The 18,594-nt window shown below is 75.2% G+C and carries 15 protein-coding genes; 11 read left to right on the top strand and 4 right to left on the bottom strand.

Annotated elements, in window-relative coordinates:
* Window positions 1–171: 171 nt before the first annotated feature.
* The 4 genes from ACWGN5_RS04070 to ACWGN5_RS04085 all read left to right on the top strand — a co-directional run bounded on the left by ACWGN5_RS04070 (window position 172) and on the right by ACWGN5_RS04085 (window position 5,128).
* On the top strand, window positions 172–849 hold the full coding sequence (locus tag ACWGN5_RS04070) for a response regulator transcription factor (RefSeq protein ID WP_453511081.1): 678 nt from the start codon (window positions 172–174) through the stop codon (window positions 847–849).
* Between the two features lie 6 nt (window positions 850–855).
* Entirely contained in the window at window positions 856–2,238 is a 1,383-nt protein-coding gene (locus tag ACWGN5_RS04075; RefSeq protein ID WP_453511082.1) for a sensor histidine kinase, read from the top strand.
* Window positions 2,239–2,313: 75 nt separating this feature from the next.
* Window positions 2,314–3,684 carry a hypothetical protein gene (locus tag ACWGN5_RS04080; protein WP_453511084.1) on the top strand — a complete coding sequence of 457 codons (1,371 nt, stop codon included), beginning with the start codon at window positions 2,314–2,316 and terminating at the stop codon, window positions 3,682–3,684.
* A 166-nt stretch (window positions 3,685–3,850) separates the two neighbouring features.
* Window positions 3,851–5,128 carry an FUSC family protein gene (locus ACWGN5_RS04085; protein ID WP_453511085.1) on the top strand — a complete coding sequence of 426 codons (1,278 nt, stop codon included), beginning with the start codon at window positions 3,851–3,853 and terminating at the stop codon, window positions 5,126–5,128.
* On the opposite strand, the gene ACWGN5_RS04090 is transcribed toward ACWGN5_RS04085, so the two are convergent.
* The 3 genes from ACWGN5_RS04090 to ACWGN5_RS04100 all read right to left on the bottom strand — a co-directional run bounded on the left by ACWGN5_RS04090 (window position 5,091) and on the right by ACWGN5_RS04100 (window position 8,296).
* Entirely contained in the window at window positions 5,091–6,290 is a 1,200-nt protein-coding gene (locus ACWGN5_RS04090; protein WP_453511086.1) for a lactate 2-monooxygenase, read from the bottom strand. The genes ACWGN5_RS04085 and ACWGN5_RS04090 overlap by 38 nt on opposite strands.
* A 408-nt stretch (window positions 6,291–6,698) precedes the next feature.
* Window positions 6,699–7,472 carry an NPP1 family protein gene (locus ACWGN5_RS04095; protein WP_453511087.1) on the bottom strand — a complete coding sequence of 258 codons (774 nt, stop codon included), beginning with the start codon at window positions 7,470–7,472 and terminating at the stop codon, window positions 6,699–6,701.
* A 257-nt stretch (window positions 7,473–7,729) separates the two neighbouring features.
* Entirely contained in the window at window positions 7,730–8,296 is a 567-nt protein-coding gene (locus ACWGN5_RS04100; protein WP_453511088.1) for a TetR/AcrR family transcriptional regulator, read from the bottom strand.
* Between the two features lie 80 nt (window positions 8,297–8,376).
* Here ACWGN5_RS04100 and ACWGN5_RS04105 point away from each other — a divergent pair, with 80 nt between their 5' ends.
* The 7 genes from ACWGN5_RS04105 (at window position 8,377) to ACWGN5_RS04135 (ending at window position 16,151) form a co-directional block, all read left to right on the top strand.
* Complete coding sequence (locus tag ACWGN5_RS04105; protein WP_453511089.1) at window positions 8,377–9,540, top strand: FAD-dependent monooxygenase; 1,164 nt, start codon at window positions 8,377–8,379, stop codon at window positions 9,538–9,540.
* A gap of 43 nt (window positions 9,541–9,583) precedes the next feature.
* Window positions 9,584–10,810 carry a macrolide-inactivating glycosyltransferase gene (gene mgt, locus ACWGN5_RS04110; RefSeq protein WP_453511091.1) on the top strand — a complete coding sequence of 409 codons (1,227 nt, stop codon included), beginning with the start codon at window positions 9,584–9,586 and terminating at the stop codon, window positions 10,808–10,810.
* 74 nt (window positions 10,811–10,884) lie between these two features.
* A complete protein-coding gene (locus tag ACWGN5_RS04115) occupies window positions 10,885–12,390 on the top strand; it encodes an ABC transporter substrate-binding protein (protein ID WP_453511160.1) in 1,506 nt (501 codons plus the stop codon).
* The gene (locus ACWGN5_RS04120) at window positions 12,387–14,132 is read left to right on the top strand and encodes an ABC transporter permease subunit (protein ID WP_453511093.1); all 1,746 of its coding nucleotides are present in this window, start codon (window positions 12,387–12,389) and stop codon (window positions 14,130–14,132) included. Before ACWGN5_RS04115 ends, ACWGN5_RS04120 begins: the two co-directional genes overlap by 4 nt.
* Window positions 14,113–15,051, top strand: coding sequence for an ABC transporter ATP-binding protein (locus tag ACWGN5_RS04125; protein WP_453511094.1), 939 nt, complete (start codon window positions 14,113–14,115; stop codon window positions 15,049–15,051). The genes ACWGN5_RS04120 and ACWGN5_RS04125 overlap by 20 nt, the downstream gene beginning before the upstream one ends.
* A complete protein-coding gene (locus ACWGN5_RS04130) occupies window positions 15,048–15,731 on the top strand; it encodes an ABC transporter ATP-binding protein (RefSeq protein ID WP_453511095.1) in 684 nt (227 codons plus the stop codon). Before ACWGN5_RS04125 ends, ACWGN5_RS04130 begins: the two co-directional genes overlap by 4 nt.
* A 21-nt stretch (window positions 15,732–15,752) precedes the next feature.
* A complete protein-coding gene (locus ACWGN5_RS04135) occupies window positions 15,753–16,151 on the top strand; it encodes a DUF4440 domain-containing protein (RefSeq protein WP_453511096.1) in 399 nt (132 codons plus the stop codon).
* Between the two features lie 54 nt (window positions 16,152–16,205).
* Here the strand turns inward: ACWGN5_RS04135 and secD are convergent, their stop codons facing one another.
* On the bottom strand, window positions 16,206–18,488 hold the full coding sequence (gene secD / locus ACWGN5_RS04140) for a protein translocase subunit SecD (protein WP_453511098.1): 2,283 nt from the start codon (window positions 18,486–18,488) through the stop codon (window positions 16,206–16,208).
* Window positions 18,489–18,594: the final 106 nt, after the last annotated feature.

The following is an 18,594-nucleotide window of genomic DNA, read 5'->3' on the forward strand; positions in this document are numbered from 1 at the left end:
CGTCCCCCCCCGCTGGTGCCGGCCCCCCCCCCGCCGGGGGCCCCCGGGCGGGGCCGGGGGCCCGGGCCCGCCCGTTTCACCCCCCCCGCCGGGGGGGCCGCCCCCCCGGGGGGGGGCCGGCACCGCGCGCCCTTCAGCCCGGGTTCAGGTGACGCGGGTCACAATCGGGACATGCGGGTTCTGATCGTGGACGACGAGGAGCGCTTCGCCGAGGGTCTCCGCAACGGTCTGGAGGCGGAGGGCTTCGCCGTCGACGTCGCCGCGGACGGCACGGACGGCCTGTGGCGGGCGCGCGAGCACGCCTACGACGCGATCGTCCTCGACATCATGCTCCCCGGCCTGAACGGCTACCGCGTCTGTGCCACCCTGCGCGCCGAGGGGAACTGGACCCCGATCCTCATGCTCACCGCCAAGGAGGGCGAGTGGGACGAGGTGGAGGGGCTCGACGCCGGCGCCGACGACTACCTGACGAAGCCCTTCTCGTACGCCGTGCTGCTGGCCCGGCTGCGGGCGCTGCTGCGCCGCGAACCGCGCGAGCGGCCCGCCGCCCTCACCGCCGGCGACCTGCGGCTCGACCCGGCGGCCAAGGAGGTGACACGGGGCGGGGTACGGGTCGAGCTGACCGCCCGCGAGCTGGCGCTGCTCGAGTTCCTGCTGCGCCGGCGCGGCGAGACCGTGTCGAAGCGCGAGATCCTCGCGCACGTCTGGGACGACGCCTTCGAGGGCGACCCGAACATCGTCGAGGTCTACGTCCGGCACCTCAGGAACAAGCTGGACCGGCCCTTCGGCCGGACGTCCATCGAGACCGTACGGGGCTGCGGCTACCGCCTGGCCCCCGACGGAGGGTAGGCGGCCATGGGCGTACGGTTCCGGTCGACCGTCGCGGCCGTCCTCGTCGTCGCGGTGGGCGTGGTCGCCGGGGCGGTGGCCCTGGTCGCGCTCCTGCGCGCCGAACTCACCGACGACGTACGGCAGGCGGCGCGGGCCCGGGCCGAGCAGGTGTCGGCCGTCATCGAGGCGGGGCGCGGGGTGCCGTCGCTGGCAGTGAGCGAGCCGGACGAGGAGTTCGTCCAGGTCCTGGATGCCAGGGGAGACGTGGTCGCGGGCAGCCAGAACATCAAGAACCTGCCGGCCCTGGCCGACCCGCGACAGGGCTCCGAGTCCACCGTCGCCACGCCGCTGGACGAGGAGCGGTTCCTGGTGGTGGCGGTGACCGCCGAAGGGCCGGACGGGGACCGGACCGTACTGGTGGGGCGGACGGTGATCGCGGTCGCCGAGTCGGCCCGGATCCTCACACGGTTGCTGCTCGTGGGGCTGCCGCTGCTGATGCTGGTGGTGGCCGGCACGACCTGGATGGCGGTCGGGCGGGCGCTGGCGCCGGTGGCGGCCATCCGGAGGGAGGTGGAGGCGATCTCGGCGGCGGAGCTGCACCGCAGGGTGCCGCTGCCGCCGGGCCGCGACGAGATCGGACGCCTCGCCGCCACGATGAACCGCATGCTGGACCGGCTCGAACGGGCGCAGGGCGCCCAGCGCCGGTTCATCTCCGACGCCTCGCACGAGCTGCGGTCCCCGGTGGCGTCCATCCGCCAGCACGTCGAGGTCGCGCTCGCGCACCCCGAGCGGCTGACGGACCGGGCGGCGAGCGAACGGCTGGCCAGGACCGTGCTCGCCGAGGACCTGCGGATCCAGCGGCTCGTCGAGGACCTGCTGCTGCTCGCCCGCGCCGACGAGGACGCGCTGCGCCCCCGGCTGCGGCCGGTGGACCTCGACGATCTGGTCCTGGACGAGGCGCGCCGGCTGCGGGGGGCGGCGCCGGGGCTGCGGATCGGGACGGCCGGGGTGTCGGCGGCGCGGCGGCACGCGGACCCCCGGGGCCTGGGCAGGGTGGTGCGCAACCTGGGCGAGAACGCGGCCCGGCACGCGCGCTCGGAGGTCGCCTTCGACCTGGCCGAGCTGCCGGACGGCCGGGTGGTGCTCGGCGTGGAGGACGACGGTCCCGGGGTGCCGCCTGCGGACCGCGAGCGGGTCTTCGAACGGTTCGTACGTCTCGACGAGGCGCGGTCCCGTTCGGCGGCCGACCGCGGGGATCTCGGCGAGGCCGTCGGCGGCGGTCTCGGGCTCGCCATCGTCGCCGAACTGGTCGCGGCGCACGGCGGCACGGCGAAGGTGACCGATGGGCGCCTCGGCGGCGCCCGCTTCGAGGTGGTGCTTCCGGCGGACCCCGGGCCGGGGTCCTGAAGGCCGGTTCAGGTCCGTTCAGGCTCCCTTCAGGACCCGCGTGGCAGCGTCGGAGTCGGGGCCGAGGAGGCAGCCATGAGGAACAGACATCCGGCGGCCGCGACGAGCGCGGTCCTGGTCGCGGCCCTCGCGACCGGCCTCTGCACCGCGTGCACCGCCGGTGCCGTCGGCGGCCGGGCCGCGAGCGGGGTGCCCTCGTCGAACGGCGACTGCATCCGGGCCGTGGACACCGAGACCGGCAAGAAGGCCGGTGGGTGCCTGCCGCTGGCCCCGGAGCAGGACCGGGTCGACCGGGTCACGCCGGTGTTCAGCCGGTCGACCGAGATCACCAACCCGCTCCACGCCAGTTCGCAGCTCCAGCAGGTGATCTACGGCGGTCAGGTCGACGGGAAGCCCTTCCGGACCGAGCTCACGCTGCTGCCCGACATCAAGACCATCACCGTGAACGGCGAGCAGGTCCGGGCACGCACGCTCCAGTACCTGTCCTTCTCGGACGGGCGGATCAAGGAGTTCGCGCACGACTGGTTCGCGCAGGCGGACGACGGATCGGTCTGGTACCTCGGCGAGGACGTCTTCAACTACGAGGACGGCGTGGTCGCGGACACCGGCGGCACGTGGCGGTCCGGGACGTCGGGGCCGGCCGCGATGATCATGCCCGCGCATCCGAAGCCCGGTGATGTGTACCGGCCGGAGAACAGCCCGGGGGTGGTCTTCGAGGAGGTCACCGTCAAGGCGGTCGGGGAGACGGTCTCCGGGCCGTACGGACCCGTCGAGGGCGCGATGCGGACGACCGAGATCCACATGGACGGCACGCACGAGGAGAAGGTCGTGGCCCCCGGGTACGGCGAGTTCGTCATCGACGATCCGGGCCCCGACCTGGAGGCGGTCGAGCTGGCCGTCCCGACCGACGTCACCCGGGGGCCCGTACCGGCCGAGCTCGCGGCCCTCTCGGCGGCCGTCCGCGCGGCGCACACCGGGGCGACCGAGGCGAACGTGGCGAAGGTGCGCGCCGCCTGGGACGCGTACCGGGCCGCCGACCGGGTGCCCGAGCTGCTCGTCCGGCAGATGGACCGGGATCTCGACTCGCTGACCACGGCCGTCAAGGCACGCGATGCCGACCTCGTCCGCGGCGCGGTGCTCCGGGTCGCCCAGAACGATCTCGACCTGCATCTGCGCCACGAGCCGCTCGCGACGGTCGAGGCCGCCCGGATGGGGCTGTGGGCGCGCCAGTCGGCGCTGGACGGCGCCGCCCGGGACGCGGGTGCGATCGCCGGTGACGTGTCCAGCCTCGAACTCACCTGGGACCGCGTCAAGCACGGCACGGATCCCGCCCGCGCGGACCGGATCGCCGCCTCGCTGCGGGCCCTGCGCGACGCGGCCGACCGCGAGGACACGACCGTCGCCCAGCAGGCGGTGGACCGGCTCACGTCCGCCCTGTCGGGCTGACCCCGGAGGACCGATCGACCCCGGCATCCGGATGACCTGAACCCCGTGGCGCCGGGGTCTTCGGCGCGTCGGCACGCCTGCGGCCGCGGCAGCACGGAGCATCGCGGTTCGATGGCGTGGGGCGGGCACGCGCACCCGCAGGTCCCCGACCGCCGGAGGAGGATCCATGCCGCACGGCTCCGTCCGACACGTCCTTCCGCGCCCGTGGCGCCGCTGGAGGTGGTGGCAGCGGTGGCGGCGGGACCCGGTGGTGGTGCAGACGGTGCGGTCCACGGCCGCGGCGACGATCTCGTACGTCGTGGCCCTCCAGCTCAGTACGGAACCGGCGCCGCTGACCGCTCCGCTCACCGCGCTGCTCGTCGTCCAGGTGACGCTGTACTCGACGCTCACGACGAGCCTGCGGCGGGTGAACTCCGTCGTCGTGGGCGTGCTGATCGCCATCGCCTTCAGCGCGCTCGTCGGACTCAGCTGGTGGAGCCTCGCCCTGGTCATCCTGGCGTCCCTCGTGGTGGGCCGGTTCGTGCGGGTGGAGGAGTTCGTGCCCGAGGTGGCCATCAGCGCGATGCTGGTCCTCGGTGTCACCCAGGTCGCCGACACCGCCTGGGACCGCGTCCTCGAGACGCTGATCGGTGCCGTGGTGGGCCTGCTCTTCAACGTGGTGCTCGTCCCGCCGGTCTGGGTGGACACCGCCGGGGACTCGATCGTGGACCTGGCCCGGCGGATGCGCCACCTGCTCCTGGACGTCGGCGACGAGCTCGCCGACCCGGACGCGGGGACCGAACCGGCCCCGGTTCCGGAGGCGGCCTCCTCCCCCGCTCCGGTGGAGCGCGCGGCGGCACGGCTGCACGAGGCGCGGCGCCTCGACAACGACGTCGCCGACGTCGACGCGGCCCTGCGGCAGGCCGAGGACAGCCTCCGGCTCAACCCGCGGGTCAAGGAGGGGCTGCTGCACCGGATCGTGCTGCGCACGGGCCTGGACACCCTGGAGATCTGCGCGGTCGTGCTCCGCGTCCTCACCCGCTCCCTGACCGACCTCGCGAAGGAACGGCGCGGGGCCGCCCTCGTACGCCGGGAGACGGGTGCCGCGCTGCGGGAGACCCTGCAGCACCTCGGGGACACCCTCGTGAGCTTCGCCGTCCTCGTGTCCTCGCCTTCGAGCGCGGGGGCGGAGACGGCGGAGGGCCGCCTCGGCGAGGAGCTCGGGGCGGCCCGCGCCGCCCGTGGCCACGCCGCGCGGCTGCTGAGGGAGGAGGCGGCGCACGATCCGGAGAGCTGGCAGCTGTACGGCGCGGTGCTCGCCGAGATCGACCGCGTCCTCGACGAACTCGAACCGGATCACCGCGGCCGCCGCCTCATGGAGGAGCTGGACCGGCACACGCGCGCGCGTGAGGAGCGGCGCCGCCGCGTCACCTCCCTCGCGGGCCGGGCGCGCCGTACGGCGTGACGGGGCGCAGGGCACCGTCCGCGCGGAGGTCGTCGAGGGTCGGATAGCCGTCGACGGCCATGATCAGATCGGTCTCGGCGAGCAGGGAGCGCAGGACGTGGACGATGCCGTCCTCTCCGCCGAGGGCGAGGCCGTACGCGTACGGGCGGCCGATGCCGACCGCCGTGGCCCCGAGGGCCAGGGCCTTCACGATGTCGGCGCCGGTGCGGACGCCGGAGTCGAACAGCACGGGCAGGCCCTCGGCCGCGGCGACCACGCCGGGTAGGGCGTCGAGGGCGGGCAGGCCGCCGTTGGCCTGGCGTCCGCCGTGGTTGGAGCAGTAGATGCCGTCGACGCCGCCGTCCCGGGCGCGGCGGACGTCCTCCGGGTGGCAGATGCCCTTGAGGAGGATCGGCAGGTCGGTGAGGGAGCGCAGCCAGGCGAGGTGTTCCCACCGGAGCGGCTTGCCGAAGATCCCCGCCCATTCCGCGACGGCGGCGCGCGGGTCCTCCTCGGGGGCCTTGGCGAGGCGCGCGCGGAAGACCGGGTCGGAGGTGTAGTTGGCCAGGCAGTGTCCGCGCAGCTGCGGGAAGTTGCCGGTGGCGAGGTCCCGGGGGCGCCAGCCGGTGATCCAGGTGTCGAGGGTGACGACGATGCCCCGGAAGCCGGCCGCCTCGGCGCGGTGGACGAGGCTCTCGGCGAGGGCGCGGTCGGTGGGGGTGTAGAGCTGGAAGAAGCCGGGGGTGTCCCCGTACGCGGCGGCGACGTCTTCCATGGGGTCGACGGTGAGGGTGGAGGCGATCATGGGGATGCCGGTACGGGCGGCGGCCCGGGCCGTGGCGAGGTCGCCGTGTCCGTCCTGGGCGCAGAGCCCGACCACTCCGACAGGCGCCATGAACAGCGGGGACGGCAGGGTGAGGCCGAAGAGGTCGACGGAGAGGTCGCGTTCGGCGGCGCCGACCATCATGCGCGGGACGAGCCCCCACTGCCGGAAAGCGGTGACGTTGGCCTCCTGGGTGTGCTCGTCGCCCGCGCCGCCGGCCACGTACGACCAGAGCGACGGCGGCAGCGCGGCGCGTGCCTTCGCCTCCAGGTCGGCGAAGGTCATCGGCAGGGTGGGGGTGACGCCGAAGAGCCCGTTCAGGTAGATCTCGTTCTGGTAGTCGCCGTACTGCTGGGGCATGAGGGGCGTCGTCCCTTCCGGTGGCCGGGTGCTGTCCGGGCCACCCTGCCCCAGCACGCGCGCGCGTGACCAGGTGCTGTGCCCGGGTCGCCGCAGGCGGGTCAGGGGCGGCCCCGGGCGATGACCACGATCTCGTCCTCCGGGTGCCAGTACCGGACGTGTGCCTTGGGCGGGTTGAGGCGCAGGCCGTGGTCCGGGGCGGTCGTGGCGCGGTAGCCGAGGGGGCCGGCGGGGCGATGAGCCGGTTGCGGTCGTCGCTCATCTCGGTCACCGCGGGGAGACGCAGGCCGTTCGCCCGCTCTCCGGCCCGCAGGTGGAGCAGGGTGACGAGCGTCCGGTCGTCCGGGTCGGCGTGCCGCCCCGCCGTCGGCGGCGGGGCGGCATCGGGGCATGTTCATCCCTTCGTGATCAGGCGTAGGGATCGAAGGGGATTCCGGCCGGCTTCGCCTTGGCGAGGTGGGAGGCGAGGTTCCCGTCCTTGAGGCCGAAGACCGCGCTGCCGAAGTCGGCCTGGGTGAGCTTCTCGCGGATGCCCGCGGGGTAGCCGTTCCAGCCGACCAGGGCCGGGAACTGCCAGGTGTGCTGATGGTTCTCGGGCGGTTCGTCGTTGGTGTTCGCCGGGCGGAAGCAGTGGGTGCCGATGCCGTCCTTGTGGTAGACGATCTTCGGGTGGGTGCCGTCCCAGCGGATCCGGTCGCGCGCGTAGATGTCGAAGTCGCCGTGGGCGGAGGTGGAGACGTACTGCGCCTGGTCGTTCTGCACCCAGACGACGACGTGTTCCCAGTCGTGGCGGTGTCCGCCGAGGCTGCTGCCGGCCACGGCCTGGTCCTTCTCGAAATAGAGCCCGTAGATGACGGCGCACCAGCCGTTGTTGCACTTCGCGCGCGCGTACCCGTTGGTGTTGGTGAGGTCCCAGGCGTCGCGGCACTGGCCGTTGAGGGCGCCGGAGGGGTTGAGGCCGCCGTTGAGCGTCCCGTCGGGGCCGATCGCGGGGGTGGGGTAGCAGCCGTCCGTGTCGTAGTCGTAGGCCGGCTGGAAGGTCTGCTCCAGGCCGTCGGCGTTGGCGGGCAGGGCGGTGGGCGGTGCGGCGAGCGCGCTGCCCGGCAGGGCGATGATCAGCGCGAGGGCGCCCCTGGTGGCGTACGCGGGTGTCTTCACTGCGTCCCCTGGGTCGGTGGGCATGGACCGACCCGCATCCTGGCATGCACATCACAAGCACGCGAGGGTGCCCGAGCCGCCCGGGCAAGCTTTCACCCCGCCGCCACCTCCGGTTGGTCACCCTCGCGCGGCCCTGCCTCAGCGTTGGCGACCCTCGCGTGCGGTCCTGCCTGAGCGGTGGTCACCCTCGCGCGCGGTCCTACCTCAGCGTTGGCCACCCTCGCGCGCGGCCCTACCTCATCGCAGCCTCACCTCGGCGCGGCCTTGACCTCAGTGCGGCCTCACCTCAGCGCGGCCGCCACCAGGCGGCGGATCTCCTCGGCGGGGACGGTTCCGCCGTTGACCAGGCGGTCGAAGACCAGGCCGTCCACGCAGGTGAGCAGGGTGACCGTGCGCGCGGGGGCGTCCGCGAGCCCCCGGGCGGCGAGGAAGTCCTCGACGGACCGCCGGGCCGCGTTGTCCCGCGGCACGAGGATCTCCCGCAACTCGGGGTGGTGGACGCCCTCCAGGGCGCACGCGTAGCGCGCGAGGGAACGGCGGCGGCCTTCCCCGGTGAGCCGGAGCCCGGCGAACGCGGTGAGTCCGGCGACGAGTTCCTCGGCGTCGCGCGGCGCACCGGCCCGCTGCCCGGCCTCCTGGATCTCCGCCTGGTCGCGCTCGACGAGCCGGCGGACCAGCGCGGTCAGGAGCGACTGACGGGTGCGGTGGTACGCGGACGTGGTGCCCGGCGGCAGGCCGGCGGCCCGGTCGACCGCGCGGTGGGTGAGCCCGCGCATGCCGTGCTCGGCGAGCACGTCGATGGCGGTGTCGGCGAGGAGGGTGCGTCGGGCGGTGGCGTCGGCGGGCATCCCCCCTTTCTACACCTGTAGAGGCGAGGAGTACGGTTCTTCTACAGCTGTAGAAGAACCGTGAGAGGGAGGTGCCCGGCATGGACGGCGGGAACGCGGTGGTGGTCGGCGGCGGGATCGGTGGCCTCGCGGCGGCGACAGGACTGCGGAGGATCGACTGGGAGGTGATCGTCCTCGAACGCGCCGCCGCCCTCGGTGACGCCGGCGCGGGGATCTCCCTCCACGCCAACGGCATCCGCGCCCTGGACGCGCTGGGTGTCGGCGCGGGCGTACGGGAGGCCGCCCGGCCCCAGTACACCGGCGGCACCCGCGTCCCGGGCGGCGGCTGGCTGGCCCGGATGGACGGAGCCGCCCTGGAGCGGGCGCTCGGCACCCCGATCGTCGGGATCCCGCGCGCCGACCTGCACCGACTGCTCCGCGCGGCGCTGCCCGACGGGTGCCTGACCGTCGGGGCCGAGGTGACCTCGCTGGATCCGACGGGGCCGGACCGGGTGGGGGTGGTCACCGGGGACGGGGTACGGGAAGCGGATCTGGTGGTCGCCGCGGACGGCGTGAACAGCGGCCTGCGCAGGCTGCTCCTCCCCGGCCACCCGGCTCCGGCGTACAGCGGATCGACGGTCCTGCGCGCCCTCACCGACTCCCCCGTGACCCTGGTGTCCGACTTCGAGCTGACCTGGGGCCGGGGCGCCGAGTTCGGGCACATCGCCCTCGCCGACGGGCGGGCCGAGTGGCACGCCGTGCTCAACTCCCCGCCGGGAGTGCGCCATCCGGATCCACTGGAGGTGCTGCGGCGGCGCTTCCGGGACTGGCACCGGCCGATCCCGGACCTGCTCGCGGCCACCCGCCCCGAGGCCGTGCTGCACCACGACATCCACGAACTGGCCACCCCCCTGCCGACGTTCGTCGCCGGACGGGTCGCCCTGCTCGGCGACGCCGCCCACGCCATGACCCCGAACCTCGGCCAGGGCGCCTGCCAGGCCCTCGAGGACGCGGTGTCACTGGCCGCCGCGCTCGCCGCCGCACCCGACATCGAGACGGCGCTCTCCCGGTACGACACCGAGCGCCGCCCGCGCAGCCAGTCCGTCGCCCGCGCCGCCCGCCGGGCCGGCCGGATGGGCCAGCAGCTCGCACATCCCGTCGCCGTCGCCGTACGCAACACGGCCATGCGGGCGGCGCCGGACGGTGTGACCCTGCGCGCCATCCTGCGGCACGCCGACTGGACGCCGCCGAGCCTGCACCCGTGAAAATACGTAGACGATACGTATCGTCTCGCCTAGGGTGGTCGTCATGACCACCCCCGCACACATCGCCATGTTCTCCATCGCCGCCCACGGTCACGTGAACCCGAGCCTGGAAGTCATCCGCGAGCTCGTCGCCCGTGGCCACCGCGTCAGCTACGCCGTCCCCGCGTCCTTCGCCGAGAAGGTCGCGGAGACGGGGGCGACGCCGGTCGTCTACACCTCCACCCTGCCGACCGACGACGACCCGGACGCCTGGGGCACCGAGCTGATCGACAACCTGGAACCGTTCCTCGCCGACGCGACGCAGGCGCTTCCGCAGCTCGCCGAGGCCTTCAACGGGGACCGGCCGGACCTGGTGCTCCACGACATCACCTCCTATCCGGCCCCCGTCCTCGCCCACGGCTGGGGCGTGCCCGCCGTCTCGCTCTGGCCGAACCTGGTGCCGTGGGAGGGGTACGAGGAGGAGGTCGCCGAGCCGATGTTCGCCCAGCTCAAGGCCTCGCCGCGCGGCAAGGCCTACCACGCGCGCTTCGAGGAGTGGCTCGGCGCGCACGGGATCGACACCGACCCGGACCGTTTCGTCGCCCGCCCGCGCCGCGCGATCGTCCTCATCCCCCGGGCCCTCCAGCCACAGGCCGACCGGGTCGACGAGTCCGTCTACACCTTCGTCGGCGCCTGCCAGGGCTCCCGCGCCGAACAGGGCGAGTGGCGGCGGCCGGCGGAGGCGGAGAAGGTGGTCCTGGTCTCGCTCGGCTCCTCGTTCACCAAGCAGCCCGGCTTCTACCGCGACTGCGTGGAGGCCTTCGCCGGCCTGCCGGGCTGGCACGTCGTCCTGCAGATCGGCAAGTTCGTCGACCCCGAGGAACTCGGCGAACTGCCGGAGAACGTCGAAGTGCACTGCTGGGTCCCCCAGTTGGCGATCCTTCGACAGGCCGACGCCTTCGTCACCCACGCGGGCGCGGGCGGCAGCCAGGAGGGGCTCGCGACCGCCACCCCGATGGTCGCCGTGCCGCAGGCCGTCGACCAGTTCGGGAACGCCGACACGCTCAAGGCCTTGGGCGTGGCGCGGCATCTGCCGATGGAGGAGGTCACCCCCGAGCGACTGCGGGAGGCAGTGCTCACGCTCGTCGACGACCCCGAGGTGGCGCGCCGCGCACGGGAGATCCAGGCGTCGATGGCGCGCGAGGGCGGCACGCTCCGCGCCGCCGACCTGATCGAGGCGGAGCTCTGCCGAAGCACCCGAGGGACCCGAGGGACCCGAGGGACCCTCTAAATGAAAACGATTGTCATGATGCTAGGGTCGGGGCGTCCCCGCACGTCGCTCCCCTGAGGACCCCTGTGTCGCACCTGCCCCCGCACCCTCCCCGCCGCTCCCGGCGCGGGCCGCTGTCCGTCGTCGCCGTGATCTCCGCGACCGCCCTGCTCGGCGGCTGCTTCGCCGGGAGCGGGGCGGGAGGTGACGACGCGAGCGGGCGGATACGGGTCGCGATGATGCAGCCGCCCCGGTCCGGGCTCTCCCCGCTGTCCGACGACGCCTTCAAGCTGTCGCGCTGGTCCACCGCCGAGACCCTGGTCCGGCTCGACCGCGACGGGAACGCGACCCCGTCCCTGGCCACGGGGTGGCGGCAGGCCGGGCACACCTGGACGTTCACCCTGCGCGAGGGGGTGACCTTCCACGACGGGACGCCCCTGACCGCCGAGGCCGTCGTCCGCTCCCTCACCGCCGCCGTAAGGGCCTCGCCGAAGCCCCGCATCCTCGACGGGGTCGACCTCACCGTCCGCGCGGCCGGCCCCCGTACGGTCACCGTCACGACGGGCGCCGCCGACCCCCTCGTACCGCAGCGGCTCAGCTCGCCCCAGCTCGCGATCCTCGCCGCCAAGGCGTACGCGGGACGGACGGTGAACCCCGTCGGCGCCGGGACGGGACCCTTCGTCCTCGTCCGGGCCGACGGGACCTCGTCGGCGACCCTCGACCGGTACGAGGGGTACTGGGGCGGCCGCGCCAAGGCCACCGGCATCGACGTCCGGTACGTCCCCGACGGCACCGCCCGGGCCGCCGCCCTGCGCACCGGTGAGGCCGACATCGTCGAGGCGGTCCCGGTCGCGCAGGCCCGGCTGCTCGACCAGGAGCTGCTCACCGAAGTGCCGATGCCCCGCACCAACACCCTCTACCTGAACACCCGGCGCGGCCCGTTCAAGGACCCGGGTCTGCGGGCCGCCGCCCGGGCCGCCGTCGACGCGCGCGGTCTCGTCACCGGGGTGTACGAGGGCCGGGCGGATCTCGCCACCGGGCTCCTCGGCCCCGCCCTGCCGTGGGCGGCGCCCCTGCGCGCACCCGTACGGCGCGCGCCCGCGGCCGACCCGAAGGGCGCCGCGATCACGATCGGCACGTTCACCGACCGGGCCGAGCTGCCCGAGGTCGCGCAGCTGCTCCAACAGCAGCTGGAGAAGGCCGGGTTCAGGGTGCGGCTCGACGTGCGGGAGTACGCCGCCGTCGAGGCGGACGCACTGGCCGGGAAGTTCGACGCGTTCGTCCTGTCGCGGGCCACCGTCCTGGACTCCGGCGACCCCGCCGCCTACCTGTACAGCGACTTCGCGAGCGACGGCTCCTTCCACCTCTCCCAGCTCGCCGACCCGGGCGTCGACCGGGCGCTCGCCACCGCGTCGGCGGCCCCCGTCGGCGAGGTCCGCCGCCGGGCGATCGTCGCGGCGGAGGCCGCCGTGCTCGCCACCGACGCGGCCGTGCCGATGCTGCACGAGCGGGTCGTCCAGGGCGACGCCGCCGATGTCGTGGGCGCCGCGCACGACCCGCGCGAACGCGAACTCGTCACCCTCGACACGTACGTACGGTGAAGGCCCTCGTCATCAGGGCAGGAGCGGTCCTCGGCGTCCTGGCCCTGGTCGGGCTGCTGCCGCTGCTCTCCGGCGAGGACCCCGCGCTCCGGGTGCTGCGCGCCCGGTCCGCCGAGCAGGAGCCGACCGCCGAGGCACTGGCCGCGATCCGCGCCGACCTCGGCCTCGGCTCCGGTCCCTGGGCGCTGCTCGGCGACTGGGCCGGCGGGCTGCCGCGCGGCGACCTCGGGACCTCCTGGGTGTCGGGCGCCGAGGTGCTGCCGTCGGTGACGGCGGGGCTCGGCGTGTCGCTGACCCTGATGGGGGCGGCGCTGCTCGTCGCGCTGATCGTCGGCGCGCTGTTCGCCGCCCCGGTGCTGCTGCGGGGGCGGGCCACGGGCGGCGCGGTGGCGGCGGTGCTGACCTCGGTGCCGGAGTTCCTGCTGGCCCTGGCGCTGCTGATCGTCGTCGGGGTGTGGCTCGGGTCGCTGCCCACCTCGGGCTGGGCGGACCCGGCCCACGTGGTGCTGCCCGCGCTCGCCCTCGGCCTCCCGGCGGGCGCGCTCCTCGGCCGGCTCGTCGCCGACGCGCTCCCCGCCGTCCTGGCGGAGCGCTGGGTCGAGCTGTGGCGCGGGGCGGGCACCGGCACGGTCCGGATCCGGGCGGCCGCGCTCCGGCGGACGCTGCCCGCGCTCGCCGGCCAGTTCGGCATGGTCGTCGTCGGTCTGACCGGCGGGGCCGTCGCCGTGGAGACCGTCTTCGCCGTGCCGGGCATCGGGCGCACGGCGCTCGGCGCGGCCCGGTCGCAGGACCTGCCACTGCTCCAGGGCTGCGTCCTCGTGCTCCTCGCACTCGGCCTGCTCGCGGGCGGGCTCGCCTCACTGGTGCGGCGCGTGCTGCTCGGGCCCGCGCTGCGGGAGGCGGGCCTCGCTCCGCCGCCGCCCCGGCCCCGGCGGATCCCCGTCGCCGTACCGGTGGCGCTCGCCGCCGTGCTCGCCGGGGTGATCGGCTGGGGGCTGCTGCGCGATCCGTACGCCGTCGACCTCGGCGCGCGACTCGCCGGGCCCTCGGCCGAACGACCCCTGGGCGCGGACGCGTTGGGCCGCGACGTGCTGGCCCGCCTCGGGCACGGCGCGGCGGCCACGGTCGGCACCGCCGCCGCCGTGACCCTCGCCGCGCTGGTGGTCGCACTCGTCCTCGGACTCCTTCCGGGGCCCGCGGCGGCGCTCGCGGACGTCGCCAACGCGCTGCCGCCGGTCGTCCTCGGGCTCCTGGTGGCCGCCGCGACCGGGCCCGGCGCGGAAGCGGCCGCGCTCGCCGTGACGCTCGGCGCCTGGCCGCCGCTCGCCTCCCACACGGCGGCGCTCGTCCAGGAGGTACGGGCCTCCGGCTTCCTCGTCGCGCAGCGGGCGCTCGGCGCGGGGCCGTGGTGGGTGTGGACCCGGCACGTCCTGCCGTCGGTGGCCGGTCCGGTCGCCCGGAACGCGGTGCTGCGGCTGCCCGGGGTGGCCCTGGCAGTCGCCTCGCTCGGCTTCCTGGGGCTCGGCGCACAGCCGCCGTCGCCCGAGTGGGGGCTGCTCCTGGACGAGTCGGCCGACTACGTGGAGCGGGCGCCGGTGGCGGCGCTCGCCCCGGCCGTGGCCCTCGCCCTGCTCGCCGCGCTCGCCGTCTCCCTGTCGCAGGGCTCCCCGGGGCTCCGGCCCGCCCGCCCCCGTACCCGTACTGCCCGAAAGGTCTCGTCCGTTGCCGCTCCCTCCCTCTGAACCCCTGCTCGCCGTCGAGGGACTGCGCGTGTCCTTCGCGGGCGTCGAGGCCGTGCGCGGGGTCTCCTTCGACGTCCACCCGGGTGAGGTCCTGGCGCTGGTCGGCGAGTCCGGCGCGGGCAAGTCCCTGACGGGCCGGGCCCTCCTCGGCCTCGCGCCGCACGGGGCCACCGTCTCCGGCCGGGTGCTGCTGCGCGGCGCCCCGGTCGCTCCGGCCGATCTGGGGCGGCGGGTCGCGTGGATCCCGCAGGACGCGATGGCCTCCCTCTCCCCCGTCCACCTGGTCGACGCCCAACTGGGCTTCGCGGCCCGGACTTCGGCGGGGAGGCGGCGCGGTGCGGCCCTGGCGGTCGCGCGGCGGGCCCTCGCGGAGGTCGGGCTGGAGGGCGATGCGGCGTCCGCGTATCCGCATGCCCTGTCGGGCGGGATGCGGCAGCGTGCGGTGATCGCGATGGCGCTGGTCAACGGGCCGGACCTGGTGGTGGCCGACGAGCCGACGACCGCGCTCGACGCCGAGCGGCGGGATCAGGTCCTCGGGCTGCTGCGGGAGCGCTGCGCGGCGGCCGGGGCGGCGCTGCTGCTCGTGAGCCACGACCTGGAGTCCGTACGCCGGCACGCCGGCCGGATCGCGGTGATGCACCTGGGACGGATCGTCGAACTCGGTGCGGCCGGAGTCGTGTTGGGGCGTCCGGCCGCTCCGTACACCCGGGCCCTGCTCGCCTCCCTGCCGACGGCCGGGTTGCCGCACCGCTCGCGGCTCCCCTCGTTCGAGGGTGTTCCGCGGCCCTCCGCCGTGGGGTGCGCCTTCGCCCCTCGGTGTCCGCGTGCGGACGCCCTGTGCCGGTCCGAGGATCCCGGACCGAGGGCGTACGGGGACCGGCTGGTGGCCTGCCATCACCCGGGGGAGGTGGCGGCGTGAGCGCCCTGCTCGACGTGCGGGACCTCGTGGTCCGGCGCGGGGCACGGACGGTCCTGGACGGGGTGTCGTTCACGGTGGCGGCCGGGGAGACCGTCGGGCTGGTGGGCCCCTCGGGGTGCGGGAAGTCGACGACGGTCGCGGCCGTGCTCGGACTGCTGCGGCCGGACGCCGGTTCGGTCCGCTTCGACGGGGTCGAGCTGACGGCGCTGCGGGAGCGGGAACTCCGGCCGCCGCGGCGCCGGTTCCAGCCGGTGTTCCAGGATCCGTACGGTTCGCTCTCCCCCCGGCGCCCGATCCGCGGGCAGCTCGCCGAGGCCCTGCGCCTGCACGGCCTGTGGTCGGCCGCGGAGGGGCCCGCGCGGGTCGCCGAGCTCCTCGGGCTCGTGGGCCTCGACCCGGCGCTCGGGGAGCGGCTGCCGCACGAGCTGTCCGGCGGCCAGTGCCAGCGGGTGGGCATCGCCCGGGCCCTGGCCGGCCGGCCGGAACTGCTTGTGCTCGACGAGCCGACCTCGGCCCTGGACCCCACGGTGCGTGCGGGCGTCCTCAATCTGCTGATGGACCTTCAGGACGACCTGGGGATCGGCATGTTGTTCATCTCCCATGACACGGCGACCGTGCGGCACCTGTGCCACCGCGTGCTCACCCTGCGCGGAGGACGGATCTCCGCCGAGGGGCGGTGAGCCGCGGCGTAGGGTCGTGTCATGTCCAAGTCCGAGATTGACCAGGTGACCGCCGAGTTCTACGGCGCGTTCGACAACCGGGGCGGCAAGGCACCCGATGTGGACCGGATCCGGCGGCTCGTCCTGCCCCAGGGGGTCATCGTCTGCACGGCGCCCACGTTCACCGCGTACTCCGTGGAGGAGTTCGTCGTGCCGCGCGAGCGGCTGCTCTCAGACGGGCGGCTCGTCGAGTTCTCCGAGTGGGAGACCTCCGAGGAGACGCGGATCGAGGGCGACATCGCCGCGCGGTTCGGCACCTACCGCAAGTCCGGGGTCTTCGACGGGAAGCCCTACGAGGGCGAGGGCACCAAGACGATCCAGTTCGTCCGGACGCCGGACGGCTGGCGGATCGCGGCCCTCTCCTGGTTCGACCACCCCTGACCGGGACGCCGGCCCGCCGCCCCCCTGTACGAGGAGGGCGACGGGCCGGCTCCGTCAGACCATGGCGCCCGCGCGCCGGCGCGGCGCGGTCGCGGCGGGCGCCGGGTTGCGGGTCTCCAGGCCGACGGCCAGCGGCATCGCCGTGAACACCGTGGACGCCATGCCGAGGACGACGCCCGCCAGGAGTGCGACGGAGAAGTCCGTGAGCGAGTCCCCGCCCAGGGCCGCGAGCGCCACCAGGACGAAGAGCGCCCCCATGCCGGTGTTGACCGTACGGGGCAGGGTCTGGGCGACGGCCCGGTCGGCGAGGTCCGCGAGCGGCACGCCCCCGCCCCTGCGGCGCAGCTCCCGCAGCCGGTCGAGGACGACGACGGAGTCGTTGACCGAGTAGCCGACGACGGTGAGCAGCGCGGCGAGGAACACGCTGTCCACGGGCTTGCCCAGCCACGCGAACAGGCCGACCACCAGCAGGACGTCCTGTGCCATCGCCGCCACGGCCGCCGTGGCGTACGTCCAGCGGAACCGCACCGTCAGGTACAGGAGTTGGGCCGCCACCGCCAGGCCGAGCGCGAGGAGGGCGTGGGTGCGGAGCTCGCCGCCGAGGCTCGGGCCGATCAGGTCGTCGCGCTCGACCTCCACCGGGCCGGCGACCCGGGTGAGCGCCTCCCTGATCTCCCGCTGCTCGCCGTCCCCGGCCTCCCGGACCCGCACCGAGACGTCGGTGTCGCCGGTCGTCTGCACGAGGGCGTCGGGGAAGCCGGCGGCCGCGACGGCCGCACGGGCCGTGTCGGCGTCCACCGGGCGTTCGGCGGTGTACTGGACGACCCGGCCGCCGGTGAACTCGACGCCGAACTCCACTCCGCGCACGCCGATTCCGGCGAGGGCCACGAGCAGCAGCCCGGCGCAGCCGGTCAGCCAGCGGCGGCGGTGCGCCATCAGGCGCGGCACGCGGCGGGTCAGCCGGGTCCGCAGCCTGCCGAGCGCGGCCATGCCGGTCACGGCCGGGCGCCTGCGGACGGCGGGCAGGCCCAGCGTCAGGTCGGCGAGGAGCCGGGTGACCACCATCGCGGTGATCAGCGAGGTGAGGACGCCGATCGCGAGCGTCACGCCGAAGCCCTTGACGGGTCCCGTGGCGAAGACGAACAGCAGTCCGGCGGCGAGCAGGGTGGTGATGTGGGAGTCCGCGACCGCGCTCCACACCTTGCCGAACGCCGTCGCGACCGGCCGCCGCAGGTCCCGCCCGGCGGACCGGCCGAGCAGGGCGTACTCCTCCCGGGCCCGTTCGAAGACCAGGACGTTCGCGTCGACGGCGATGCCGATGGCCAGGACGAAGCCGGCGAGACCGGGCAGGGTGAGGGTGGCTCCCACGGCGACGACCGCGGCGTATGAGATCAGTCCGTACAACAGGAGCGCGACCGTGGCGAGGACGCCGAGGAGCCGGTAGACCACCATCACGAAGAGTCCCGTGCAGGCCAGGCCGATGGCGGCGGCCAGGGCGCTGGCGCGGATCGCCTCGGCGCCGAGCGTCGGGCCCACCGTGGACTGCTCGACCGTCGTCACCGGCACGGGCAGCGCGCCGCCCTGCACGAGCGCCGCGAGGTCGCGCGCCTCCTGGGCGGAGAACCCGCCGGTGATCTGCGCGGAGCCGCCGCCGATGCCCGCCCCGCAGGGGACGCCGGCCTGCATGCCGGGTGCGGAGACGATCCGGTCGTCCAGGACGATCGCGACGCGGCGCGCCGGGTCCGTCGGGGCGGCGCAGGCGGCGTCGCCGGTCAGCTTGGCCCAGCCGTCGGCGGCCCGGTCGCGGAAGACGAGGTCGACGGTCCAGCCGCGGCCGGTCGCCGGGTCGAGGACGGCCTCGGCGCTCTTCACGCCGTCGCCGGTGAGGGCGGGTGCCGCGAGGGCGAGGAAACTGCCGGGGGCGTCCGGGTCGGCCAGGACGCGCGTCCCGTCGGCGGCCGCCGGTCCCGCCGGTCCCCGCACGGTGCTTGTGACGGCGTGGAAGGTGAGCTGCGCCGTACGGCCGATGGTCTCGGCGGCCTGGCGCGGGTCGCGGAGGCCGGGCAGTTCGACGACGATGCGGCGCTCGCCGGAGCGGGCGAGGGAGGGTTCCGCGACGCCGAGGCCGTCCACGCGTTTGCGGAGCACCTCCAGGGCGCGGTCGGTGGCGGTGGCGTCGGCGCGGGTGGTGGGTCCGTCCTCGGTCTGCAGGACGATGCGGGTGCCGCCGCGGAGGTCGAGTCCGAGGCGGGGCGGGGTGGTCAGGGTGATCCAGAGGGAGAGCGCGACGACGGCGAGCGCGAGGAGCGCGCGCCGGAGCGAGGCACGAGAGGACATGGGTTCTCCACGGGCGTGCGCACGGCCGGGCGGGCGCCGCCTCGGTGAGGGGCGCCCGCTGTCCGTGCGGGGCGTGCGGTCGGATACGCGTCGGGGGCCGGGCCGT

The sequence above is a fragment of the Streptomyces sp. NPDC055815 genome (assembly GCF_053616475.1).